19 protein-coding genes are annotated in these 26,302 nt (G+C 46.3%); 16 read left to right on the forward strand and 3 right to left on the reverse strand.

The genetic code is table 11. The features are described from left to right. Positions 1–19: 19 nt before the first annotated feature. Complete coding sequence (locus AB4Y93_RS18950) at positions 20–1,558, forward strand: carboxylesterase/lipase family protein (RefSeq protein ID WP_441894417.1); 1,539 nt, start codon at positions 20–22, stop codon at positions 1,556–1,558. On the opposite strand, the gene AB4Y93_RS18955 is transcribed toward AB4Y93_RS18950, so the two are convergent. Continuing rightward, positions 1,527–2,348: a helix-turn-helix transcriptional regulator gene (locus AB4Y93_RS18955; RefSeq protein WP_441894418.1), complete on the reverse strand. Its 822-nt coding sequence runs from the start codon at positions 2,346–2,348 to the stop codon at positions 1,527–1,529. The genes AB4Y93_RS18950 and AB4Y93_RS18955 overlap by 32 nt on opposite strands. Before the next feature lie 211 nt (positions 2,349–2,559). Between AB4Y93_RS18955 and AB4Y93_RS18960 the strand changes: the two genes are divergently transcribed. Continuing rightward, entirely contained in the window at positions 2,560–3,330 is a 771-nt protein-coding gene (locus AB4Y93_RS18960) for an alpha/beta hydrolase (protein WP_441894419.1), read from the forward strand. 57 nt (positions 3,331–3,387) lie between these two features. On the opposite strand, the gene AB4Y93_RS18965 is transcribed toward AB4Y93_RS18960, so the two are convergent. Next, positions 3,388–5,094, reverse strand: coding sequence for an RICIN domain-containing protein (locus AB4Y93_RS18965; protein WP_441894420.1), 1,707 nt, complete (start codon positions 5,092–5,094; stop codon positions 3,388–3,390). Positions 5,095–5,220: 126 nt separating this feature from the next. Between AB4Y93_RS18965 and AB4Y93_RS18970 the strand changes: the two genes are divergently transcribed. From AB4Y93_RS18970 to AB4Y93_RS19025, 12 genes are all read left to right on the forward strand, one after another. Then, positions 5,221–5,376: a hypothetical protein gene (locus AB4Y93_RS18970; RefSeq protein ID WP_441894421.1), complete on the forward strand. Its 156-nt coding sequence runs from the start codon at positions 5,221–5,223 to the stop codon at positions 5,374–5,376. Between the two features lie 122 nt (positions 5,377–5,498). Continuing rightward, the gene (locus AB4Y93_RS18975) at positions 5,499–7,070 is read left to right on the forward strand and encodes a response regulator transcription factor (RefSeq protein ID WP_441894422.1); all 1,572 of its coding nucleotides are present in this window, start codon (positions 5,499–5,501) and stop codon (positions 7,068–7,070) included. A gap of 5 nt (positions 7,071–7,075) precedes the next feature. Further along, positions 7,076–8,860 carry a sensor histidine kinase gene (locus AB4Y93_RS18980; RefSeq protein WP_441894423.1) on the forward strand — a complete coding sequence of 595 codons (1,785 nt, stop codon included), beginning with the start codon at positions 7,076–7,078 and terminating at the stop codon, positions 8,858–8,860. 14 nt (positions 8,861–8,874) lie between these two features. Further along, positions 8,875–10,431 carry a response regulator transcription factor gene (locus AB4Y93_RS18985; RefSeq protein WP_441894424.1) on the forward strand — a complete coding sequence of 519 codons (1,557 nt, stop codon included), beginning with the start codon at positions 8,875–8,877 and terminating at the stop codon, positions 10,429–10,431. Between the two features lie 102 nt (positions 10,432–10,533). Further along, positions 10,534–12,240 (forward strand): ABC transporter substrate-binding protein, encoded by a 1,707-nt coding sequence (locus tag AB4Y93_RS18990; protein WP_441894425.1) that lies wholly within the window; start codon positions 10,534–10,536, stop codon positions 12,238–12,240. A 93-nt stretch (positions 12,241–12,333) separates the two neighbouring features. Beyond that, complete coding sequence (locus tag AB4Y93_RS18995) at positions 12,334–13,299, forward strand: ABC transporter permease (RefSeq protein WP_441894426.1); 966 nt, start codon at positions 12,334–12,336, stop codon at positions 13,297–13,299. Positions 13,300–13,313: 14 nt separating this feature from the next. Beyond that, positions 13,314–14,219 (forward strand): carbohydrate ABC transporter permease, encoded by a 906-nt coding sequence (locus tag AB4Y93_RS19000; RefSeq protein WP_441894427.1) that lies wholly within the window; start codon positions 13,314–13,316, stop codon positions 14,217–14,219. Between the two features lie 248 nt (positions 14,220–14,467). Next, positions 14,468–16,123: an extracellular solute-binding protein gene (locus AB4Y93_RS19005; RefSeq protein WP_441894636.1), complete on the forward strand. Its 1,656-nt coding sequence runs from the start codon at positions 14,468–14,470 to the stop codon at positions 16,121–16,123. 55 nt (positions 16,124–16,178) lie between these two features. Further along, positions 16,179–17,927: a sensor histidine kinase gene (locus AB4Y93_RS19010; protein WP_441894428.1), complete on the forward strand. Its 1,749-nt coding sequence runs from the start codon at positions 16,179–16,181 to the stop codon at positions 17,925–17,927. Beyond that, on the forward strand, positions 17,920–19,560 hold the full coding sequence (locus AB4Y93_RS19015; protein ID WP_441894429.1) for a response regulator transcription factor: 1,641 nt from the start codon (positions 17,920–17,922) through the stop codon (positions 19,558–19,560). The genes AB4Y93_RS19010 and AB4Y93_RS19015 overlap by 8 nt, the downstream gene beginning before the upstream one ends. 110 nt (positions 19,561–19,670) lie before the next feature. Next, complete coding sequence (locus tag AB4Y93_RS19020; protein ID WP_441894430.1) at positions 19,671–21,098, forward strand: glycoside hydrolase family 43 protein; 1,428 nt, start codon at positions 19,671–19,673, stop codon at positions 21,096–21,098. Positions 21,099–21,181: 83 nt separating this feature from the next. Beyond that, the gene (locus tag AB4Y93_RS19025; protein ID WP_441894431.1) at positions 21,182–22,039 is read left to right on the forward strand and encodes an AraC family transcriptional regulator; all 858 of its coding nucleotides are present in this window, start codon (positions 21,182–21,184) and stop codon (positions 22,037–22,039) included. Between the two features lie 155 nt (positions 22,040–22,194). Here AB4Y93_RS19025 and AB4Y93_RS19030 read toward each other — a convergent pair whose 3' ends face one another. Then, positions 22,195–23,355 (reverse strand): glycoside hydrolase family 27 protein, encoded by a 1,161-nt coding sequence (locus AB4Y93_RS19030; protein ID WP_441894432.1) that lies wholly within the window; start codon positions 23,353–23,355, stop codon positions 22,195–22,197. Between the two features lie 288 nt (positions 23,356–23,643). Between AB4Y93_RS19030 and AB4Y93_RS19035 the strand changes: the two genes are divergently transcribed. Next, positions 23,644–25,170, forward strand: a complete 1,527-nt coding sequence (locus AB4Y93_RS19035; protein WP_441894433.1) for a glycoside hydrolase family 43 protein — start codon at positions 23,644–23,646, stop codon at positions 25,168–25,170. A gap of 3 nt (positions 25,171–25,173) precedes the next feature. Beyond that, the gene (locus AB4Y93_RS19040; RefSeq protein WP_441894434.1) at positions 25,174–26,187 is read left to right on the forward strand and encodes an endo-1,4-beta-xylanase; all 1,014 of its coding nucleotides are present in this window, start codon (positions 25,174–25,176) and stop codon (positions 26,185–26,187) included. Positions 26,188–26,302 lie beyond the last annotated feature (115 nt).

A 26,302-nucleotide genomic window follows, 5' to 3' on the forward strand; every position in this document is an offset into this window, starting at 1 on the left:
ATTGAAGGGAGAATGATACATGCTTAGAGTTGTAAACGTGGAAAACGGGATGGTACAAGGGCTGCCGGCGGCTGATCCCCGGATTACGAGCTTCAAAGGAATTCCTTTTGCCGCTCCGCCTATAGGAGAAAATCGCTGGCGTGCCCCGCAGCCGGCCAACGATTGGGATGGCGTTCGGAAAGCCTACGAATATTCGCCGATTCCGTTGCAGGTCAGACAGGAACTCGACGATAACAATATTTATACACGGGAATGGGCGGTGGAGCCGGACATTGCCATGAATGAGGATTGTCTCTACTTAAACGTATGGACTCCGGCTAAAAGTGCGGATGAAAAGCTGCCGGTGTTCGTCTGGTATTTTGGCGGCGGCTTGCAGGTGGGGCATCCGTCGGAAATGGAGTTCGACGGCGAACGTATTGCCCGAAGAGGCATTGTTGTGGTCACAATCAACTATCGCCTGAACGTATTTGGTTTTCTAAGCCATCCTGAAATTACGGCAGAAGCGCCGGAAGCGCCTGCAAACTTCGGCCATCTCGACCAGCAGGCGGCTACGAGATGGGTCAAACGCAACATCACGGCTTTTGGCGGTGATCCAGATAACATGACCATCGGCGGACAATCTGCTGGTGGCGGCAGCGTCATGGGCCAGCTCACCTCACCGCAGAACAATGACCTCTTTCAGAGGGCGATTGTTCAGAGCGGCATATTTACGAAGCTTTACCCAAGCACCCGAGCGCCGAAGTTTCAGCGTACATTGAAGGAAGCCGAACAAGAAGGTATTCAATTCTTTGATTTCCTTGATGTTTCCTCGCTTGAAGAAGCCCGGAAACTGGATGCCGTGTATGTCCGGGACAAGATGGTGGAATATAGAGCATTCTGGGGTACGGTCATCGACAATAAGTTCAGTGTGGGCAACGCTTTCGAATTGTTCCTCCAGAACAAGCGCTGGCTGGTGCCGGTCATGTTCGGCCATACGTCATCCGAGTTTTTCAGCATTCCGGAGGCTGTCTCGCTGGACGAGATCCATACGATGGCGGTTGATCTATTCGGTGATGAGGCCAAGACATTTCTGGAGCTATGCGGGTACTCATCCGGCAACCTTGAAGAGGTCATAAACAAAGCTTCGGTAAGCGCAATCGAATACGCTATAAGGATTGCTGGTCAGGCTAATGCCGATACCGGAGCTGATATTCCACTTTACTATTACAATTTCGATGCAGAAATTCCAGGGTGGGATAATCCAGGAACCTTTCATTCGGTAGATCTTTGGTTCTTCTTCGAGACCCTTGCCAAATGCTGGCGGCCTTTTGTCGGCAAGCATTACGATCTGGCACGCCAGATGTGCAATTACTGGGCGAACTTCATCCGTGCCGGAGATCCGAACGGCAAAGATTCTACGGGAGAGGATTTGCCGCGTTGGGAGCCTTATACGCCTGATGCACCGTACGGCATGAAGTTCGCGGATCAAGCCGAGTTTGCCAAGGAAAAGCCTAATGATAGGATGAAATTCCTCGTAGGAGAATTTTTCAAGGAGAATCGATTGATTTCGACGGAATGACCGGTACGTCCTGAAACTCTTCGAAAGAGTCGGTATGCATTTGGAATTTTCGCGGCGAGTAACCGGTTACTTGTTTGAATTGCCGGCAGAAATGTTCCACATTTTGATAGCCGCACCGATAAGCAACCTCGGTAATGGTTTGAGAGCCGTGAAATAAATATTCTTTGGCTAGACGAATTCGGCTGCTGATGACATCCTCAATGCAGGAAATACCAAAGGTCTTTTTGTAAATGGTCTGTAGATAACCCGGGCTGATTCGGAGGGAATCCGCCATTTTCGGAACCGTCCAGTGATCGCCCGGGTTGCTCTGAATAGCTGCTCGTAGTCTTAATAAATCGTAATATTGTGTCGTAAAGCCATCATGGCAGTAGGACTCTAATAGCTTATTGAACAACGTATGGAGTAGATAATCGATGGAGGATTTCTTGTAATCTCTATTAAAATTATGTTCAATAACTAGCAGCTCGAACAGCTTGTGGCAATAGTCCGGATCATCCAAAGAAAATGGAATGCCAAATGGAAGCGATGTTTTTGAAACGAACGGCTCGTCCGACTCAAACCGGATCCAGTTGTTTACATATTTATCAGCGCAGGCCTGGTAATATATTTTTTGTTGTGCTTGGTAGAGGATTGCGCTGTGGGGCGGGTATTTCTTGAGTTCTCCATTAACCCAGAATAGAGCGGGGGTCTTGGTGATGACCAGAAGCCAGCAGTGATGGCCTTGAGGAATATCAAATATAAAATTACTTGCGTGCGTAGCATCGCTTTCTACATAGTGAATATGATTCATCTATTTGTCTCTCCTTTTACATGCTGTATATTCCCATTATTCCATTCATAAGGACAAGGATTGCCTCAAATATACAGAAAAGGACTTAGTAATATTCAGGTAAAAAACTACCTATAACTTGTACGGTAATTAAACCGTTTTTAACAGGTTGTTGTCAATGAGCTGGAGATGCTACTTTATTTATTAATAGATTGAAAGGGGAAAGGAATAAATGTTTCTTGAATCAGCTCCACTCGGCTATGACCAGTATAGGGAGGACATTCCTCATGGTCATATAACGACAGTCGAATATGAATCGGGCACGGTTGGCAGCAAACGCAGCTGCATGATTTACACACCTCCAGGGTATACAGAGGAACGAAAGTATAATGTCTTGTATCTCTTGCACGGGATTGGCGGAGATGAGATGGAATGGTATAAACATGGTGATCCGCAGGTTATTCTAGATAATTTATTTGCGGATAATAAGCTCTCTCCTATGATCGTGGTTCTCCCAAATGGGCGTGCGATGATTAATGACCGGGCTGAGGGAGATATATTTGCCCCTGATAAAATAAAAGCATTCGAAACGTTTGAATCTGATTTGCTCCATGACTTGATTCCTTTTGTAGAGTCGTTTTACCCAGTCCTAACAGGCTCTGAGAACCGAGCATTAGCCGGTCTATCCATGGGAGGCGGGCAATCTTTGAATATGGGGTTTAATAATCCCGATTATTTTGAATGGGTAGGGGCATTCTCTGCCGCGCCAAATACAAGAGATCCCGAGCAATTGCTGCCTTATCCGGAGAAATCGACAGCGCAACTGCGTCTGCTGTGGTTGTCTTGTGGTGAGCTTGATGAGCTGAAGCATGTCAGCGACAGAACTCATGCCTATCTGAAGCAGGAGAATATTCCACACCTCTGGTATGAGGAGAGCGGTAGTCATGACTGGCCGGTCTGGAAAAATGATTTGTACCATTTCTCCCAGCTACTCTTCAGATAATACGATAGAACAAACAATCGGGGCAGCCATCTTGTAGCGGTTGCCCCGATTGTTATGTTAGTTAATCTTCACTAGCTGCCACTGCTGATTCAAGTTGCCCCGATACAAATTCTGTTGAATCAGAGCATTGTTGGCTGTTGAAGAATTAGCAACTTCAACCGCCTTATTGCTGTTAACGTTAATAATGCTCCAATACCCGTTGCTCAGCTTGATTAGTCGGAACTGCTGCGGGGTATTATTGTAATCCGACATAAGCTGAATAGCTTCTCCATTGTTTTTTGTACCGTTACGTACATCCATGACTTTGCTGTCGGACGAGCTGACGCTCTGGAGCTTGTAGTAATTGTTGTAGGTGCCTTGATCTGTGATAACCCACTGCTGTGCGGTTGCGCCATTGTCTGTGTATTGCTGGAGCTGCAGTGCATTTGTGTTTGCCCCGCCTGGCACTTCTAACGCTTTGCCGGAAGCCCGGTTAATAATCTTGTAGGTCGATCCGGACTGTATGCCATTCCAGATTCCGTTCCATGGATGCAGCTGCGCCCTTTCGTAATACCATTCGAATATAAAGTGGGCCATGCCGTCTCTCGCCGTATTGCCGTCATACTTTAATCCAGCCGTAGGATCTGCGAAGGAGCTTCTTGTACCCGGTTCCAGCAGGAAGCCGTTCATATGAACGGCGATGCTGACATTGCCAGCCGCTGTAAAGATTGCTTTCGTATTCTTACCAAAGCCTGCGTTGGAACCGTTGAACAAATCCCAATAGGAAGAGTCTCCGGATAATGTCTTGAACCATGTTGTCTCGGTAATATTGATTGGATAATTGTTGGCACAAGGCTTGATGGTATCATCCCAGATCTGCTGCAGAGTTGCGTAATCATCATGGGCGCCATAACCAGGATACCAGTGAACGGCATAACCGTAATTGTTGAGCGGATCAGTCAGCGGGTAAGAAGCGCACAGCTGATAATATTGATCCCAACCAAGTCCTGACGCCCAGATCACATTATCTGCTCCATTATTGCGGATAGTTGAGATGATTGAGTTCTGGAACGTCTTGAGAGAATTCCAGTAGGCAACGAAGTCACTTTGGGCAGGGTTCCCGCCCCAAGAACCGTTGGCATAAGCTTGGACCGGCTCATTGATAAGCTCGAACATGACATTGTCCGCACTTTTGATTGCCGTTTGGGAGGACAGATAACCCCAGATTTGATTGAATTTGTCTAGATTAGCCTGTGTAGTCGCTTGGTTATTCAGAATGGTGAAGTCAAGTCCAAGCGTGACATATACTCCCTTGGTCTTGGCGTAGTTAATGAACGGAATGATAACATCCTGAGTGACGGACTGTAAGCCTGCAAAATTGTAGGTACCGGCCGCCACGTCGCCCATGTCCTCACGATCAATGAACAGGCGGACCTGGTTCATATACCAGCCATGATTGTTGCCGTATTTGTTTGATGTGCTGGTAAAGGTATCAGTAATGTCCTTCAGGTACGCCAGAACCGCCGCATGCCTGTTCCCGCCATACTGATCTAGATAGTAGCTGCTGTCCTGATACGTCCAGTAAGAGCCGGAAGGCTGATGCCAACCGCTCAGCAGTACAGGCTGACCGCTGCTGTTCACAAGCTGATTGCCGCTTACATGAAGCTTGGACATGGTCATTCCTGACCATGCATTTGCCGGATTACTGTTCAGCAGGGATGGCGTTATTATAAGGGCCACCAGTGTGAACAGCTTCAGAATCCAGCTTGACTTGCTCTTTCTCATTAATACCCAACTCCTTTGATATTTGGTTGTATGTGAAATCTAGGAAGTACAGGGATACCCCGCAAATATACAGCGGTCGGCGCGGTGTCAGCTAAGTAGGAGGCAGCTCTAAGAAGGGGGATTCATGTGGGGGATGCAATTGAATGCGCTTGCAAGAACGAGTTTACTACTTGGGAACAGGTGATGAACACCTGTCTAATTATGGGGCTTAACCCGCTTAACGATATAACAGCGGCAGGCAGCCCAAACGGCTGTACAGTCATTTTTCTGCTCAACAAGTAAACAACGGGTAAGGAAATAAAGAGATGTGTATTGTTTAACCCTACTGCTGGCCAGATAATTAAACATATCATCTCGAAAGCGGTTGCAAGGTAAGCTGACTTCTTGATAAAGTGCAGGTGTTAATGATGTACAAAGCAATAGTAGTGGACGACGAGCCCTATATGCTGGAAGCCTGGGAAACGCTGATTGACTGGCAGGCGTTCGGCTATCAATTATGTGGAACGGCAAAAGACGGTGAAGAGGCGCTTGCTTTAATTAAGACAAACGAGCCGGATCTGGTTATGACAGACATTCAGATGCCCGTACTGGATGGTATTGAACTAATACGTGTGATGAAAGAGGAGCTTAGACTGGAAGCCAGGACCGTTATCGTAAGCGGTTATTCGGAATTTACTTATGCACAGCAAGCGCTGCGCTATCAGGTTGATCATTATGTACTCAAGCCCTTAATGCTGAAGGAGATTCACAGCATTCTCACGGAACTGAAGGAAGAGCTGGATAAAGCGCTATTAGCCAAGGAAGAAGTTAAGAGAGAGAGAGCTGCGGTGGAAGCAGCCACAATTTTAAGACTGGCCAAATGCGGCGGAGCTGCTGCTGTCGCTGCTGCTGAACGGATGCTCGAAGTAGAAGGGGATTCACAGGTGACCCTACTTTTGGCTGAATCTGCTGATCAGACAAATCGAAGCGGGGATAGCCAGTCTGAAGCAGAGACTCTGTCCATTGCAGTCCAACTCCAGCAATATGTTAGTCATATATTCCACGATGACAGCATTCGGATGTGGCTGTTCGAAGATGGTCCGGAGCGTGCGGGACTACTTGTCGTGAATGAACAGCTGGAGCAGGAGAAATGGGAGACAGCTCTATCACTTGTTGCAGCTGCGCAGCCAGTCTTGCTGGAAGAGCTGACGGTTTATAGCAGCGCGAGTTCTTGCAAGCTGTCAGAATTGCATGAGCTGTACAGCCAAATGTTAGAATCTCGCCGCAATACACAATTTTTCGTGAAATCCGGTCTTTTGGTGTGCCGCAAACATGAACACGATAACTGCAAATTGGTGGACATAACAAGCATTGCTCAAGAGCTGCTTAATCATATAGAAGCTGGTGATGCTGACCGCATACAGTCGACCGTTGATCGCATGCATGCAAGTTATGAAGGTACGCCATTCACGTACGGCTGGCTGCAAGGAGCTCTTGAGTATCTTTGTGGTGAACTGCTGCGAAGATCTGAGGAGGAGAAAGATGAGTCCGGTTGGCTGCTGAATTGGTGCAAGGAAACGACAGGTACAAAGTACTGGACAAGCGAGCGGCTTAAGGCGAAGTGTATGGAGGTATCGGTGCATGTAAGGCACCGGAATGAACCAGCTCGTGCAGTGGAAAGAATCATTGCTGAAGCGATTACCTACTTGAAAAACCATTACCAGGAAAAGATGCAAATACTAGATGTGGCTGATCTGTTCCATCTGAATCCGGTTTATTTCGGGCAGCAGTTCAAACGGACGACAGGTACCAGCTTTCATGATTTTATTCACAATCTTCGGATTGACGAAGCGAAAAAGTTGATCAGGAGAACGGATTTGAGGCTTTCCGACATTGCCAGAATGCTCGGCTATCACAGTACGGAATATTTTACCGTCAAATTTAAAGCGCTTACAGGGAAGCTGCCTTCCGCTTACAAAAATGCTTGTCAGAGGTGACTGATATGGACGGCAGAAAGCATGGGATTATTGGTATTAATGATATCCCGCTGAAATACAAGTTCCTTCTTATTTATTTACTATGTGTGCTGCTTCCGATCGTAACCATCAATCTCTTTTTCTATCAACGAAATTCGGAAGATATTAAGATACGTGAGCAGGACAATTTGCGCAAATCGATAGAACGAGCGTCCGGTGAGCTTCTTGGCATGATTGACGAGAGCGTCGCGCTCAGTCGATCCATTGGCAGTGATGATTCGCTCTATGAGGTGCTGGACCGGACTTATGATTCCCCCAGTGATTATTATGAGGTGTACAACGGATTACTGCGAGACCGGTTAACTCGTTATATGTCTGAGAATATTGTGGAGGCTCGTATTTATACAGGTAATCCTACGATTCAGACTGGTGCAAACTATTATGTGATGGACCATTCGGCTGATGAGGATTCCTGGATCAAGCCGCTTCAGCAATCTAATGGCAACATTATAGTAGCGGCCTATTACGAGAGTGCAGGATTTAGTCCTGGCAAACGAATCAGCGTTATTAGCAAGATGAATACGTACACTTCATTTTCAAAATACCCCAAATATTTACGTATTGACTTAAATGTAGATAAAATTAATCGCATTCTTGATCGTGAGCTGGACAGTCTTCAGCTTCGTCTGATGGATGGCCGGAACCGGGTAGTTGCTGTTAGCAGCGGACTACAAAGTCCTGATTTGTCTAACCGGGAAGAGCTGCTGGTTCAAGAGCCGGTGGCAAGCAGCGACTATACCATTGAACATACGCTGGGAGATGTCAGTTATGCAAAGGGATGGAAGCTCACAGGAATTGCAGATACGCGGCGGATAGACAAGCTGCTGGAGGATGCGCACCGTTCCATCATTTGGCTAGCTGTGATTAGTACGGTACTACCGTCTTTACTTATATTTATTATTTTCCGTTCCTATCATTATCGGGTGAAGAAGTTATCCAGACATATGCAGAAAGTAAGGAACGAGAAATTCGAGCTCATTGACATTCAGGAAGGCCGAGATGAAATTGGAGGTTTAATTCATACCTTTAATGTCATGACTGGCAAAATTACAACGCTGATTAATGATGTATATAAGCTGGAGATCCGTCAAAAGAGTATGGAGCTTGAGCAGGTACGGACAGAGCTGTCGATGCTGCAAAGCCAGATGAACCCTCATTTCCTCTTCAATACCTTAAATGCACTGCTGATCGTCTGCATGAAGAAAGGCTATTGCGAGGTAACAGAAATAATCAGTAATCTGTCGCTGTTAATGCGCCAGCTACTGCGGAGCGCGGACGGTCTTGTGACGCTGGAGGAGGAACTTCAATTCACTACGATGTACCTGCAAATCGAGAAGTTCCGTTTTGGCGATCAGTTCGACTATCATTTTGAGATTGATCCGGAATCACTCTCCATGAAAATCCCAAGAATGAGCATTCAGCCGCTTGTCGAGAATGCCTGCAAGCACGGTTTGCAGGTCAGAAAAGGGAACAGGCTGATTCATGTTACCTCTAAGGTTAGTGACCGAGCTCTTGAAATCAAGGTAATCGATAATGGAGTCGGGATGGATGAGAGAAAGCTGCAGCAGCTGATGGATAGAGTAAGAAACGATCAGGATATGGAAGGTCATGTCGGTATCCGCAATGTATACCGTAGACTAGAGCTGTTCTACCACGAGAATGTCCGTTTTCTGATCAGCAGTAATCCTGATAACGGAACGGCAGCTGGATTCCACATTCCTTTATCCAAACTTGAGCCTGTAAAGGAATAGAAGGAGGCAAATACATGTATAAAGTTCTGCTGGTAGATGACGAACCCATTGCAATTGAAGGCCTTGAGATGCTTATTAATTGGGCAGAGTACGGTTTTCATATTGAAGCCGCTTGTAATAATGGGGAGGATGCGATGAACCATATCCGGAATTATAAGCCGGATCTCGTCGTTACAGATATTCAAATGCCGGTCCTAAATGGACTGGAGCTGATTGAGCAGACTCGCACCATGGGCAATCATTCAACGATGTTCGTTATTACAAGCGGATACAACAATTTCGACTATGCAAAGAGAGCGATTCGCCTTGGTGTTTCGCATTATTTGACAAAACCTATTAATAGTAAGGAAGCAAATGCGGTACTGCTGCAATTGCAGGAGACGCTTGAGGAGCGGGAACGTCAACACCTAATTAAGGCCAGTGCAGATCGGTGCGCAACTAAACGTGCTTTATCTCGGCTTCTGTTCAACAGAGTGGAGAAAGAGAGACTTGAGGCTAAAGAGCTGCTGCAGAGAGTTGCAGGACAGGTGGATGAATGGATCTGCATGCAGCTTATTGCGGATACTGAAAGTCTAGGTAATGCGCGTGAGGCAGCCCACCAGTTTTCTGTTCAGCAGGATTTGTGCTACTTGATTGATGGGGATAAGGATGAGCTGGGCCTGGTAATCGGACTTCAGACGTGCGGCGAATCCGCTGACAGGCAAGGGCGCATACATGAGTATGCGGACCGGCTGCTGCAAACCGTGAAGAACAGGGTCCATGGAAAAGTCGGAATAGCGGTCGGCAACAGCGCCAGCAGCCTGGATGAATTGTTCATGTCCTGGGAGAGCGCTGAGGAAGCCGGCCGTKTTTTATTTTTMAGCGAGACAGAGATTGTTCTCTGTGAAGATATCCAGGTAAGCCGATTCTCCAATGATTCCAGTTTTCTGAAAGCAGCGGATTCAATTATTGAAATGCTGGAGAGTGGCGATGAGGGAGATTTGGAATTATCGATCCATGAGGCCTATTGTAATTTCAAGTCTAACCGAACAATTCCTGAACTAGTCAGTATCTTTTGTACCCAGGTTATGATGCGCTGTGCGGCTGTGTATAAGGAGCTTGGAGGTAATCCAGATGAACTGCTTGTTGGGTTCGGACAGAGGTTAAGTGCTTCAGGAAACGGGAATTTGTATGAAATGGCCGTTGCCTTGACTAGCTTTTGCCTGAAGAGCCAGAAGGGGATTCGGCTGTTACAGGAGAAGAATACGGGCGGAACAGCGGTGAAGGTAGCAGAATTTCTTAATCAGAATTACAGGGATCCCTTGACGATCAAAGATATTGCAGAACGCTTTTATATGAATCCGGTCTATCTGGGACAGCTGTTTGCGAAGAAATACGGCAAAGGAATTGTTGATTACATTCATGATCTGCGCATGGAGGAAGCTAAGCAGCAATTAGTCGAAACGGATCAGGCCTTGTATATAATCGGAGAAAAGCTTGGCTACAGCAGCTATCAATATTTTATGAAGCAGTTCGAGAAGCGGGTGCTCATGAAGCCGGCAGATTATAGGAGCCACTATAAAACCACTTAATTATGGGGGTTAAAAATCTAAAGTATGCGTATGTTGCAAGCGTATTCATTTCTTCATAATAAAGAAGCAAGGACATAAGGAATTTAAAGGAGGAGCAATAAAATGGGGGTAATGAAAAGAAAGACGCTGTTAACCACGATGTCGCTTACACTTGCACTTAGCTTGACACTTGCGGGCTGCAGCGGCGGTAATAACAACAATGGCAAAGAATCTCCGACAGCTTCAAGCAATGCAACATCTGGTTCTGCAAACACGGCAACGGATAAGAAAGAGCAAATTACGATTTCGGCCTTTTTGGGTTCACCAAGTCAGGCGCCTACAGCAGATAATCGGATTTACAAAAAGATTCAAGATGAGCTTGGGGTTAAGCTCAATATGGAAATGCTGGTAGGCGATCTGCAGCAAAAGCTGGGGGTTATGATTGCCGGCGGCGAATACCCGGATCTGATCACGGCCGATACAAAACTTGTAGCTGCAAAGGCGGTTATTCCGCTGGAGGATTTGATTGAGCAGTATGCACCTAATCTAAAAGCACACTATGCTGGTGTATGGAACAAGATGAAGGACTCCAGCGACGGTCATATTTATTGGCTGCCGAACTACGGCGTTCAGCAAGGCGAAGTTCATTCCAACTCCTATTCCGGTCCGGCCTTCTGGATTCAGAAAGATATTTTGAAGGAAGCAGGCTATCCAACTCCGAAGACACTTGACGAATATCTTACTCTCATTCGCAATTACGCGGCCAAGCATCCGACAACAAGCGACGGTCAACCGACTATCGGCTTCACAACTCTTGCATTCGACTGGCGGACCTTCGGGCTGCTGAATGCACCTGAGCATCTGACAGGACATCCGAACGACGGTGGTGTTGTGGTCGATAACGATGTAGCTTCCGTTTTCGCCGATAAGGATATTGCGAAGCGCTACTATAAAGAACTGAACGGCCTTTATAACGAAGGTCTGATGGATAAAGAGGCATTTGTTCAGAACTACGATCAATACCTGGCCAAAATCTCGACCGGCCGCGTACTTGGCATGTTTGACCAGCACTGGAACTTCCAGGCGGGTGAAGATACGCTTGTTTCCCAGAACAAGATCGGTGAGACGTATGTCGGTTTCCCACTTGTTTATGATGCAGGTACCAAAGATTATTATTGGGATCGTGCTTTGCCTAACTTGAATAACGGTTTTGGCATCAGCAAGGATGCTAAAGATCCGGTTGCAATTATTAAGTTCCTTGATGCCCTTATGAGCGAGGAATGGCAAAAAACGTTGTCATGGGGTGAAGAAGGCGTTGACTATATGGTAGGCGACGATGGAAAGTTCTACCGTACCGAAGAACAACGTAAGCAGCAACAGGATCCTACCTGGAAGCTGGCAAACAAAGCAGATGCCTTCTACGCTGCATCACCGAAGATGGAAGGCAGCTTCAGTGACGGTAATGCAACAGATGCTGGCAGCCAGCCACAGGAATTCTATGATTCGCTTAAACCGGAAGATAAAGAACTGCTGGACGCTTACAAGTTCAAAACCTGGACAGATTTCTTCTCTGCACCGCCAGAAAACCGGGTTGACTATCCAGCATGGCAGGTCGATCTGATTGACGGCTCGGACGCATCTGTTGCCAACAAGAAGATGACAGATTCATCGCTTAAGTTTTTGCCGAAAGCCATTATGGCGAAGCCTGAGAAGTTCGACGCAGTATGGCAAGAGTATGTCAACGACTACAAGAAAATTAACGTCAAGGCGTACGAAGACCGTATTAACGAGCAGCTGCAATGGCGGACTCAGAACTGGACTAGCAAATAAAAAGAAAATAGGATGAAGTGCCGGAAGCAAAGGCAAAGCTTTTGCTTCCGGCAGTCACTCTATATGAAGGATCGGAACAAGGAGGAGAGAAAGATGGCGAGTACCCCGGAGATAATGACATCAAAGCCGTCTGCGAAAGCCGGCACCAAGTTATCGGTAATGAAACGGATGCGTGGCCAGAAGCAGCTCATGCTGATGTCGCTGCCTATAATGATTTACGTAGTAATTTTCTCTTATTACCCCATTTGGGGCTGGACTATGGCTTTTCAAAATTACAGTCCAGCAAAACATTTCTCCGAGCAGCAATGGGTAGGTTTCAAGCAATTTAAATTTTTGTTCAGTGATGAAACGTTCCTGCGGGTTCTCCGCAACACGATTGGTATGAGCGTTATTAATATGGTGTTTGGTTTCGTAACAGCGATTGTATTTGCCATATTGCTTAATGAAATTAAGAACAAGCTGTATAAACGCACCATACAGACCATTTCTTATCTGCCTCACTTCTTATCATGGATCATTGTAACTGGCATTGTTGCCAATACGCTGTCGGTAGATGGCGGGATCGTGAATGATGTACTAATGAAGCTTGGCTTTATTAATGAACCAATTATGTGGCTGAGTAAGCCTCATTATTTCTGGGGAATCGTAGCTGGATCCCATGTATGGAAAGAAGTTGGTTGGAATGCCATTATCTATCTTGCGGCTATTACGTCCATCGATCCTTCCCTGTATGAAGCAGCGGAAATCGACGGGGCTAACCGATATAAGAAAATGATGCATATTACTCTTCCGGGTATCAAATCCATCGTTATTATTTTGCTAATTATGAACCTCGGTTGGATTCTTGAAGCAGGCTTTGAGGTCCAGTACCTGTTAGGTAACGGGGTTGTTATAGACTGGTCGCAGACGATTGATATTTTCGTACTGAAGTATGGTTTGCAGCTCGGAAACTACTCGCTTGCGACAGCAGCGGGCATCTTCAAAACAGCCGTTAGTATTACTCTTATTTTTGCAGCTAATAAAATCGCCCAGCGTTTCGGCGAAGACAGACTGATATAGGAGGGCAATCTGAAATGAAAACAAAGCAGCTTCGAGGAGAACCGATTGTCTTCCATTCGTTTAATACCATTGTCATGATCTTGCTGGCTGTTGTTACCTTATATCCGTTTCTGAATACGCTCGCTGTATCCTTTAATGCCGGTAATGATACGATCCGTGGAGGCATTTACTTATGGCCGCGCGTTTGGACACAGCAGAACTACACGGCCGTATTTGCAGGCGGAGCGATCTACCATGCATTCTGGATCTCAGTAGCAAGAACAGTTATCGCCACGGTGCTCAGCTTATTCCTCACCTCTATGCTGGCCTACACGGTAAGCAGGAAGGAGTATGTGTTCCGCAAGCCGATTACGATCATTATCGTGCTTACGATGTACTTTAACGCAGGACTGATCCCTTCTTACTTCCTAATCAAGGATCTGCATCTCTTAAACAGCTTCTACGTCTATATTATTCCAGGACTGATCAGCGCCTTTAACATGATTGTCATCCGGACTTATATTCAGACTTTGCCGGAGGGACTAATTGAATCGGCGAAGATAGACGGTGCAGGGGATTTCCGTACCTTCATCTCTATTATTTTTCCGCTTTGCCAGCCTGTACTGGCGACAGTCGCACTGTTCGTAGCAGTTGGGCAATGGAATTCTTGGTTTGATACATTCCTGTACGCCTCCTCGAAGGAGAATCTCAGCACTTTGCAATACGAGTTAATGAAGTTGTTATCTTCTTCCATGTTCTCTAACAGCAATGCCGCTGTATCCAGCAGCGGAAGCGCGATGAACGCCGTACAAAACATGGTGACACCTGTGTCGATCCGGGCTGCGATTACGATCGTATCTGCCTTGCCGATTCTCGTGGTATATCCATTCATGCAAAAGTATTTCGTTCATGGCATGCAGCTTGGAAGCGTGAAGGAATAGTTTTAACTCCAAATAACCGTGCGGGTAAATAACCTGCACGGCTTTTTTACTTGAACGCAGCCTGTAATTGCTGTACATTTCATAGTATTAAAAAGTAAACAACGGGTAACGACATAAAGAGATGTGTATTGTATTATCAAGTGTCAAACAAGATAATGAATATCATACAGCTCGTCGCAGCTGCGCCCGAGTGAAAAGGGGTAATCCTGTTGCGGATACCAAGGTCAAGGTCAAACCAAGCTAAGCTTATGCTTACAGCATTTATGTTTCTATCAACCTTAGCTGCATGTGACGAAGAAAACGCTGTCAAACCGCCGAAGGAGCAGGTCAGCAATCCCCCAGTAATAAGCGGTGACCCGTCCTTCAGCCGATACGACCCTCCGATTGATCTTTCCTTTGTCAGAGAAACAGGGGAAGGACTGGATAACCTTATCAAAAGCCTGCCCGGGGAAACCCTGGCGGATAATCGCTGGACCAGGCTGGATGAAGAGGTTCTCGGAATCAAAATCAAGTACAATTGGACAGCCAAAGGGGATTTATACCGTCAGAAGCTTGGTGCCTCTATTGCTTCAGGCCATATTCCGGATGTAGTCGCAGTGGATGCCCAGCAGCTCCGGGAGCTCAGCAATGCAGGACTGATCGAGGATTTGACGGATGTCTATGAACAATATGCTTCTTCCCTTACGAAGAGAGTACTCAGTGAGGAAGGTGATGGTCCATTTGAGACGGCAACGATTGAAGGCAAGCTAATGGGCATTCCGCAGACAAGTTCCTCCATTGAAGATGCCGACTTGTTATGGATTAGAACGGACTGGCTGAATAGACTAGGGCTGAAACCGCCAACAACGATGCAGGAACTATTGACCATTTCGAAAGCGTTTACAGAGGATGACCCTGATCATAACGGCAAAGACGATACCTTCGGAATTGCGGCAACCAAATATTTGGGAGACCCTGTTATGGGGCTTGTGGATCTTATGGCCGGGTATAATGCATTTCCAAATATATGGATAAAGAATCAGCAGGGCAAACTCGTGTATGGAGGGATTCAGCCTGAGGTCAAGACAGCTTTGAAGGTCATTCAGGATATGTACCGGCAAGGGCAGATTGATCCTGAGTTTGCTTTGAAGGACGGAGAGAAGGCTAACAAGCTGATCGCAGCCGGGAAGATCGGCATGATCTACGGCGAGCAATGGGCTTCCTTTCTAGTGCAAACAAGCCGTGATAATAATCCGAACGCTGACTGGCAGGCTTACCCGATCGTGTCTGCTACTGGAGACGCAGCCAAAGTTCCACTTAAATTCAACACGAACACCTACTTCGTGGTCAAGAAAGGTTATGAGCATCCGGAGGCCATCGTCAAGCTGTTTAATCTGCATCTAGAGAAAAACTGGGGACAAACAGCGGAGTATGAAAAGTATTACAACACGACCTATGCCGTATGGCAGCTATCACCGGTTACACCGTCCCCAACTCGCAAAAATCTGGAGGCGTTCCGTCAAATTGAGGATGCGAACAGGAGCGGAAATAATGCTTTGATGAAGGATGAAGCCAAGTATATTAAGAAGAGAATGGATACCTATTTGTCCGGTAAGGATTCCGGTGAAACAGGCTGGGGCTGGCTGAAAACTTACGGTCCTACGGGAGCTTTCTCTATTATCGATCAATATGAAAAAAATGATCAGCTGCTGTATGAGAGTTTTGTAGGCGCTCCAACAGATACCATGATAGATAAGCAGCAGATTCTAAGTGATTTGCAGAATGATACCTACTTTAATATTATTTTGGGCAGACCTATCAATGAATTCGACCAATTTGTGAATAACTGGTACAAACTGGGTGGGGACAAAATTACAGATGAGGTTAATCAGTGGTATGCGAAGCGCGAAAGCGGGAAACAGTGAATACCTGCCAACGGTGCCCTATATATACGTAAAATAGATCAACGGAGGTATTCATTTGTTTAGACTGCCAGCTCATTCATGGCGCAATGCACTGTTTGTCAGGCTGATTATCACGAATCTGATTGTGATCCTGCCGATTATTTTACTAGGGGTCTATTTGTATAACTGGAGTTATACAAATGCCAGCAATGAAATATCGAAAAATACAACTGCCCAGCTCTCCTATTATCTGGAGGACTTGAATCATGAGATAGAGTGGCTGGAAATTCAACAATATGATATTTTGCAGGACACGGACATGAATAAACTAGCGGTTACCTGGGATTTGATGGACAATGCTGAGAGGAAGGAAAGCATCGATTATTTGCTCCACCGTTTTACTTCCATTAAGAACAGCAGCTCTTACATTAAAGATATTTATGTGCACGTACGTACCATTCAGAAGACCATCTCATCCAGCAATGGAGTTGACGATTTCAATCAACGCAGCTTTGACTATTTCCGTACAGAAGTGGATAAGAAGCAGGTACGCCTGATCCGCTGGGATAATTCGCTTCATTTAAGTGCTGCCAAATACGGCGGCAAGGAAGGTGCTCCTTTATTTATTGTTCAGATTGAGCTGGATATGGACAAGCTTAAGGAATCCTTGCAGCAGATCAGTGTCTATCCCGAAAGCGGCTCTTTTCTAATCTCGAATAAAACCGGATTTACACTAGCCAGCAGCGATGGCACTTCAGACGCCTTACAGAGCAATATATTTGCTGCGCTTCGTTCCAAAGATAATACAATGATCACGCGGTTAAATAATCGTAATTATCATCTGGATAAAGCTTACTCTGAGCCGCTCGGATTATCTGTCATCACCTATCTGCCTGAATCGGTTGTGAAGAAGCCGCTGAACGGATTTGATAACTGGGCTTGGGTGTTCGCACTGACCTCCTGCTGCGCAGTCGTTATTTATGCTTTATCAACTTATAAGTTTGTTCATAAGCCGCTGCTGCTGCTTGTACAGAGCTTCAGAAAGATGGAAGGAGGTGCATTGGACATTCATATTGACCATGAGCAGAAGGATGAATTCGGCTATTTGTATAACCGGTTCAACCAGATGATTAAGAAGCTGCAGACGCTGATCGACCAAGATTTCAAGCAAACGATGATGATGCAGAAGGCAGAGCTCAAGCAGCTTCAATCCCAAATTAAACCACACTTTTTGTACAACAGCTTTTTTATTCTGAACTCATTGGCAAAAACAGGGGATCTAGAGCGCGTTGAGCTCTTTACGAATATGCTTGGCGAGTATTACCGGTTTATTACTCGCAACGGCGAGGATAATGTTCACTTATCGGAAGAGACTCGGCATTCCAGAATGTATACCGAAATTCAAAAGCTCCGATTCTCCAGAAGAATTAAGGTAGAGTTCGATGAGTTGCCTAAGGACATGGAGCGGATTCGGGTGCCAAGACTGATTATACAGCCGATAATCGAAAACGCTTATGAGCATAGTCTCGAGAAAATGACAGATGAAGGCTTGCTCCGTGTATCCTTCGCTATGGATCAAGAGGAAGCAAGAATTGTAATTGAGAATAACGGCGATAACCCGATCAGCGACACTCAGATTGAAGCCCTTCAAACAAGATTAAACAGCAGAGGAGAATCCGGTGAAATGACCGGCATGATTAACATCCATCGGCGTATTATTTTGACCTATGGAGAAGGCAGCGGTCTGTCTCTGTCCAGAAGCGAGTTGAATGGCTTGAGGGTTGAGATTAGAATCAGGCTGAAAGGGGCCGGTGACTTTGTATAGACTGCTGATAGTTGATGATGAAGATATTATTACGGATTCCCTGTACGAGGTCTTTCACCGGCTGATGCCGGAGAAGCTGGATGTCTGCAAAGCTTATTCGGCCAAGGAAGCTTTGCAGTGGATGTCACGGACAAGGATAGATATCGTCTTGACCGATATTAGCATGCCAGGGATGAACGGTCTTGAGCTTTCCGATGAAATTCAAGCCTTCTGGCCAAGATGCAAGGTCATCTTCCTGACGGGATTCAGTGAGTTTGACTATGCCTATAAAGCGATTCAAATGCCGAAGGTCCGGTATTTGCTGAAGACAGAGGGCTACGATAAGGTTACGGCAACGGTACAAGAAGTGATTCAAGAGATTGAACATGAGAATCAGATGAGCAAAATGCTGGAGCAGTCACAAGAGCAGCTCTATGCTCTAGAGCAAATGGCACAAGGAGATTACATCCGCCACCTGCTTCAGAAAAGCTTAAATCTAGAAGAGACACGTCTGATAGATGAATTCCGTAAAATGAACATCGGTCTTGATCCGGAATTGCCTGTGTTCCTGGTCATCGGACATTTATGTTACCCGGATGGTACTACTTATATAGAAAGAAGCAGCTTGCTTACGAACGCTAGAATGATCTGGAATTCGTATTTGTCGGAGAAAACAAGGCATATCGGTACTGTAGATAAGCAGAGAGATCTCTTATGGCTGCTTCAGCCCTCCGAGTCTGCCGATGAGAAGTTCTACAATCATTTTGTCCGTTATTTGGAAGGCACGCTGGAATTGATTCAAGAGACTTGCCTGCAATCTCTTGGACTGCCAGTAGCCTTTACGATAAGCGGCACTCCCTGCGCCTGGGATGTGATGAACCGGCAGTACGAGCGGCTCCGTCAGCTACAGCAGATGAAGATTGATGGAGATGGAATGACCATTATTTTAAAAGACCGCGGTGAACAGCTAGAGGACTCCATAGAGCAGCTTCAAAGGAAAGAGGAAGGGCAAATCTCCTCTAAAGCAGAGATGCTTGCTGCCTTTCTGGAAGCAGGCAAAGCAGATAAATTCGATGAAATATTCGAAGAGCTGAGTACGAGCATGCTGCAGGCTAACAGTCCTGTCAAAAGAACCATTGAAGTGTACTATTCTATTGCGCTGGTTCTGCTCTCTTATATCAATCGTTCGGGGCTATGCCGTGAGATTCATGATTTCAGCAAGCTGATGCGTTTGGATGAGCACGCATCAATGAAAGAGGCGATTCACTACTTGAAGCAGGTCAGTGATCAGCTATTTCAAGTGAAAAGCTCAGTGAAGAAGGAAAATGCATCCAGCGTCATTGGTAACATATGTGAGTATATCAATGAACATTTAAGCGAAGATCTGTCTCTTGTCCGGCTGGCCGAGATCAATTATTTCAATCCGTCCTATTTGTCCCGGTTTTTCAAACAGGAGTGTGGCGTCAATTTATCTGAATTCATAGATAATTGTCGTGTGAGAAGAGCAAAGGAACTGCTGAAAGAGGATGACCTGAAGGTGCGGGAGGTTTCCGCTCTGGTGGGTTATGAGGCTGCACACTCCTTTACAAGGTTTTTTAAGAAGGCTACAGGCATGACACCGCAGGAATATCGGGACGCTCTTACCCAAACTTGATCACATCCCATCATTCGAAACAAATCAGCTTATGCTTACAATGCAAGAATCATCACGAATCGTCTAATCCTGACCATTTGTGTGATTATTCTTTTAAGGAGGAATTATCAATGGAAGAATTACAGGTTAAGTTGGCTAGCGCAGTAGGTAAAATACCGCCTCAAGGTAATCCGCTTGTCTCGCACAAGTTTGGAGCAGACCCATACGCTCTTGTATATGATGGCCGCGTCTATCTGTATACGACAAATGACGTGCTGGAATACAGCGAGGATGGCGCCGTGAAGGATAATACATATGGAAACATTAACAAGATTGGTGTTATTTCCTCTGCGGATCTGGTGAACTGGACGGATCATGGCATTATTAATGTTGCAGGTCCTAATGGAGCAGCTAAATGGGCAACACAATCCTGGGCGCCTGCTATCGCTCATAAGGTCATTAACGGACAAGACAAGTTCTTCCTTTATTTTGCGAATAATGCAAGTGGAATAGGTGTACTCGAGGGAGACAGCCCAACTGGCCCTTGGAAGGATCCAATTGGTAAAGCGCTCATATTAAGATCGACACCTGGAGTTGAGAAGGTTACCTGGTTATTTGATCCGGCCGTGCTCGTGGACGATGATGGCAAAGCTTATATCTACTTTGGCGGAGGGGTGCCAGAAGGCAAAGATGAAAATCCGGATACAGCACGAGTCATGCAGCTTGGTGAAGATATGACCAGCGTAGTGGGCGAAGCACAGGTTATCCCGGCCCCATTTATGTTCGAGGATGCAGGTATTAACAAATATAACGGCACTTATTACTATACGTATTGCTCAAACTTCTATAACGGCGTTCGTCCGGAAGGAAGCCCTCCGGCAGGGGAAATCGCCTATATGACCAGTGACAGTCCAATGGGACCATGGACATACCGGGGAACGATTCTGAAAAATCCAGGGCATTTCTTCGGAGTAGGCGGCAACAACCATCACGTCATCTTCGAGTTTAAAGATGCCTGGTATATTGCCTATCATGCCCAGACTTTATCGAAAGCGATGGGGGTTCCGAAGGGTTATCGTTCCACTCATCTGAATGAAGTTAAGTTCCAGGATTCCGACCAGTCCATTCAAGAAATGACGGCCAATTACGAAGGTGTTCAGCAAATTCAGCCGTTCAATCCCTATGAGCATGTAGAAGCGGCAACGATTGGATGGAATGCTGGAATTACTGCGGAAGGTTCTTCTGACGGCAGCGTGGTCGTATCAGATATAGACAGCGGTGATTGGCTCGCATTGTCCAAGGTTGATTTTGGCAGTGGTGCTTCCGGGTTTGCAGCGTCTGTATCAGAAGCAGGTTCGGTTGGTGTAATTGAACTGCGGTTGGATACTGCAGATGGCCAATTAATTGGGACCTTGCAGATTCCTGCTGCAAAGACGGAGACCGTTGAATATCACACTGAGGTAACTGGTGCCAATGGTATTCATGATTTGTACCTAGTGTTCAAGGGCAAGCCTGACAGCAAGCTGTTCAAGCTGCATAGCTGGCAGTTCAGCCAATAAAGATGGTTTTGTGAAGCAGAGGATCGCGGCAAGAAAGGGCCGCGGTCTTTTTTTACAGGCCGGAAAGGATACGGATGTTGTCCATGAAGCCAATTCAAGTCTTTGATACCTTTACCAGCAGTCAGTTCATATGCACCTACAGCGGCTATAAGCCAGCCAACAGGCATAAGTGGGGGCCGGGCGTACGTGATATTTATGCGTTGCACTACATTATAAGCGGGAAGGGAACGCTGGAGACGCGTAATCAGCGGTATCTGTTAACAGCAGGCGAGAGTTTTATAATCTTTCCGCAAACGGAGATTCACTACTATCCGGATCCGGAGGATCCTTGGGAGTATGTATGGGTTGAGTTTAAAGGTGATGAAGCGAAGCGTCTAGTGGCGTTGACGGGGTTTGAGCCGGGTAAACCTGTAGTCGAGGTATGTAAGGTTGATTTAAAGCTGTATTTCCCTGTAGTGCCAGGTGCTGAAGCGAGACCTTTTGAGAAAATGAGAACAGAGGCGCAATTACGTTTACTGCTCTCTTATTATATGGAATTTTATCCAAGAGAATCTCCTTCGATCAATTACGTCCAGCTGGCGAAGGAATATATCATGATTAATTATTGGCGGACTACCTTGACGGTATCGGATATTGTCCATGCTGTCAGCCTGGAGCGCAGCTACCTGTTCCGCCTGTTCAAGGAAGCCGAAGGGATGTCTATATCAAGCTATGTGACTGCTTACCGGATTGAACGAGCCTGCGAGCTGCTGAGGTCACCTGGATTGTCCATCAAGTCGGTCGCATGTTCGGTAGGCTACAAAGATCAGCTCTATTTCTCCAAGGTATTTAAGAAAGCAGCGTCATATACGCCATCTGAATATATGACGCTGCATAGCCTAGACACGAATGCTTTAGCGGAAGAGGACGCAGTTGCCGGATTCCCGGAAATACCGAATTAGCTTTACGATAGGCTCCCGTCCGCAGTCTAATTTGACCCCCAAGCAATCAATGCATAAAAAATGCTGAGCTGTTCTGGAAACAAGTTTCATGTAGATCGCTCTGTCATCTGCCTGAAGGGGAGCCTGACAAGCCTTGCAGGCTATACTATTCATCTTTATTTGACCAGCTTCGCCCGTACAATCAGGCAGTCATGTGCCGGCACAACGGGAGCGAACCGCTCCTTGAACACGCCAAGTTCCTTATGCTCCCAGCAGTCGTACATAGATAAGGAGAACCCGGAAGCGTAGGGAAGGCCGATATCCCAGAATTGCAGCGACAACTCTCGTTGACTATCGCTCAGATTAAAGAAGCCGATCGCTACGTCGCCATCTGTAAGTACTTTCACCAGCATAAAGACATCCTCAGCATGGAACCATTGCGGCTCTGGCTTGATCCGGTAAGCTCCACGGCTCTCGATATCTTGATTAATGGCGATTAAATCCGGGTTCAACAGTATATCTTTGGTCGCTTGATTAGCCGTGCGGATATCGCAGCCGATCATGAGCGGAGAACCCATTAAGCTCCATAATGAGAAATGAGTTTTGTATTCATTGTCACTGCAGCCGCCTATCTTACTGCCGATAAACGAGTTATTGCTGCCGCCATACATGCCGACAACGAGCATATCCATATCGTTATGGCAGAAGGAACCGGTATAGCATTCTTTGTCCAGCTGAGAAAGAGCAAGATTCTTGATAGAGTCCCAATGATCCTGAATATCGCCTGTTGACCGATACATATGGGCACCGGACTCACGTATCCATTGATAGACATTATCCTCGCCCCAATTGCAGGCAGAGAAGAGGATTTCTCGTCCGCTGTTTTTAAGGGCAAGACTCATTCGTTTGTACAGCAGTTCACCAGAGATATGCCGGGGCTTGAAGCAGTAATCGTATTTTAAATAATCGACGCCCCATTCGGCGAATAATTGAGCATCTTGAAATTCATGCTCAAAGCTGCCGGGATAACCCGCGCAAGTATGGGTGCCAACACAGGAGTACATGCCGAATTTCAGACCTTTTGAATGAATATAATCGGCGAGTGCTTTCATTCCGCTCGGAAACTTGGCAGGATCAGCAATCAGATTCCCTTGCTGGTCACGCTGTTTCAAGCTCCAGCAGTCATCTATGACGATGTATTCATACCCTGCGTCCTTATAGCCCTCCGTTACGAATAGATCGGCAACATCACGAATTAACTGTTCGTTGATGTCCCAGGTGAAGGTATTCCAAGAGTTCCATCCCAAGGCGGGAGTAAGTCCAAGCTGCTTGTCCATTAGTTATATACATCCTTTCTTATGCTGGGAATTAAGAGTTTAATGAAAAGAGCTGTTTGTATTACAACATAAGCGGCCTTGCCAGCCTATAGCCTGATGATGCTTTTATATGGATGGTTGTTGTTTCTAATAGAGTCATCATTATAAAAGCTTCTAACCTATAATTTGACGGGTTATAGAGCCGCAATCCGGCGGGTTGTTCGGGCCTGCTGCGAGAGCTAAACTTTCCTTGTTGCGCCAATAAACAAGGAGAGCAATACCTTGATGAATGGAGAGGGGAACTGAAACATGAGCAGCATCGTTATAACGAACCCTATTATTTGGGCGGATGTACCTGATATTGATATGATCCGCGTAGAAGATACTTTTTATATGGTCAGCACTAGTATGCATTCGATGCCAGGCTGTCCGATTATGAAATCTGTTAATTTGAAGGATTGGGAGATCGTAAATTATGTTTTTGACACGATCGAAGATAATGATGCTCACAATCTATCAGACGGCAAAGGCATTTATGGGCAAGGCTCATGGGCTTCCAGCCTGCGTTATCATAACGGAACCTATTATGTATGCTTCTCCTGCAATGATAGTCAGCAGTTCTATATTTACCGGACGCGGGATATCGAACAGGGCACATGGGAGCGCTCGGTCATTAATGGGCTTCTGCATGATCCTGGAATGCTGTTTGATGAAGATCGTGTCTTTGTATTCAGTGGCAACGGAAATATCTATATTACCGAATTAACAGCTGACGCTTCCGAGATCAAGCCTGACGGAATCCGCCAGCTATTAATTGAAGGGGAGCGGGAAGGCATGGGGCTGCGCATAGAGGGCTGCCATGCTTATAAGCTGCACGGTTATTATTATTTATTCTTCATAGATTGGCCGCGAACCGGTCATGGACGCCGCCGAGAGCTGTGTTACCGCTCGAAGGAGCTTCTTGGACCTTATGAACATAAAGTTATTCTCGATGATGATCTCGGCTATCACAACAAGGGAGTTGCGCAAGGCGGTATAATTGATTCGCCTTATGGTGAATGGTTCACCTTCTTATTTCAGGATCATGATGCTGTTGGCCGAATTCCATGCGTGCTGCCGATGTCCTGGGAGGACGGCTGGCCGGTTATCGCAAGTGACGGCAAAGCGCCAATCTCCTTCGAAGCAAATCTGCCGGAATCGGCTTCCAAGCCCATTATCATCAGCGATAAATTCGACTATGAAGAGAACAAACTCGCTCTGAACTGGCAATGGAACCATAATCCCGACAACACACGTTGGTCGGTTATCGCGCGCCCGGGTTATCTGAGGCTGGAGACCGGTCAAATCACGGATCGTGTCGTGCTTGCCCGCAATACGTTGACCCAGCGGACGGAAGGTCCGACATGCAGCGGAAGTGTGATAATAGATCTATCTCATATGAATGCTGGCGATCATGCCGGTCTTGTCGCCCTGCAAAGCGGATATGGCACGGTTGGCGTTCAAGCAGAGGGTAATGGCGAGTATTATGTCGTGATGGGGATGAACCGCGGTGATGGTGGTATGGAAACGGTGGAAAAGCACCGGTATAAAGAAAGCCAGATTCATGTGAAAATAGATTTTGATTTCCGTGACAGCATTGATCTTGCCTATTTCTATTATTCGACTGATGGATTGGAATGGACGCAAATCGGCCGTCCTCTGCAGATGAGGTACACGCTGGACCATTTCATGGGCTACCGGATTGGTCTGTATAACTATGCCACGAAGCAACCCGGCGGCTATGTCGACTTCGATTATTTCCGTTACAGCAAGTCAATAGAAGAAAAGGGGATATGAATCATGACAGCAGATCAAAAACAGCTGCAAACAGAGGTTTCGTTAGCTGATGCCTTTCAGGACGATTTTCTTATTGGAGCAGCAGTAAATAAACGGACAATTGTCAGTCAGAGTGATCTTCTGAAAAAGCATTATAACAGCTTAACTGCCGAGAATGAAATGAAGTTCGAAAGCCTTCATCCGGAGGAGCATCGTTATACCTTCGAGGAGGCTGACCGRATTTCGGGATTCGCGAGCGAGAACGGCATGAAGCTGAGAGGGCATACGCTTGTATGGCATAACCAGACGCCAGACTGGGTATTTGAGGATGGCAATGGCGGGAAGGCAGGTCGTGACTTGCTTCTTGACCGAATGAAGTCACATATTGAAACGGTAGTATCGCGTTACAAGGATACGATCTATTGCTGGGATGTTGTGAACGAAGCGGTAACGGATGAGGGAACAGAATGGATGCGTCCAACCAAATGGCTGCATGGCATTGGTGAAGATTACATCGAGCAGGCTTTCAGGTTTGCACATGCGGCCGATTCGCAAGCGCTGTTATTTTACAACGATTATAATGAGTGCAATCCTGGCAAACGGGAAAAAATCTACTTCATGGTCAAATCGCTGCTGGAAAAAGGTGTTCCTGTTCACGGGATCGGACTTCAGGCGCATTGGAATCTGTATGATCCATCTCTGGACCAAATCCGTGAAGCCATTGAGCGTTATGCCTCACTAGGCGTAAAGCTGCAAATGACGGAGATGGATGTGTCTATGTTTGCTTTTGACGATAGACGGACGGATCTGACGGAGCCTACAGCGGAAATGATGCGTCTGCAGGAAGTAAGATACAAGCAGTTCTTTGAACTGTTCCGGGAATATAAAGAGGTTCTGACCAGCGTAACCTTCTGGGGGGCGGCAGATGATTATACCTGGCTGGATCATTTCCCTGTTAGAGGCAGGAAAAATTGGCCGCTCTTATTCGATACCGATCAGCGTCCGAAGGATGCGGTCAAAACCATCATCGGACAATAACAAATAGAGAGAAACGCGTTCCCTGCGGGAGCGCGTTTTTTCGAATTCTAAGAATTTATAAGTTTCATTCTATAAACAGGGCTTAGAATTCTCCGGAATGAAATGCGCCCCGCTG

The sequence above is a fragment of the Paenibacillus sp. YAF4_2 genome (assembly GCF_052113225.1).
Classification (GTDB): domain Bacteria; phylum Bacillota; class Bacilli; order Paenibacillales; family Paenibacillaceae; genus Pristimantibacillus.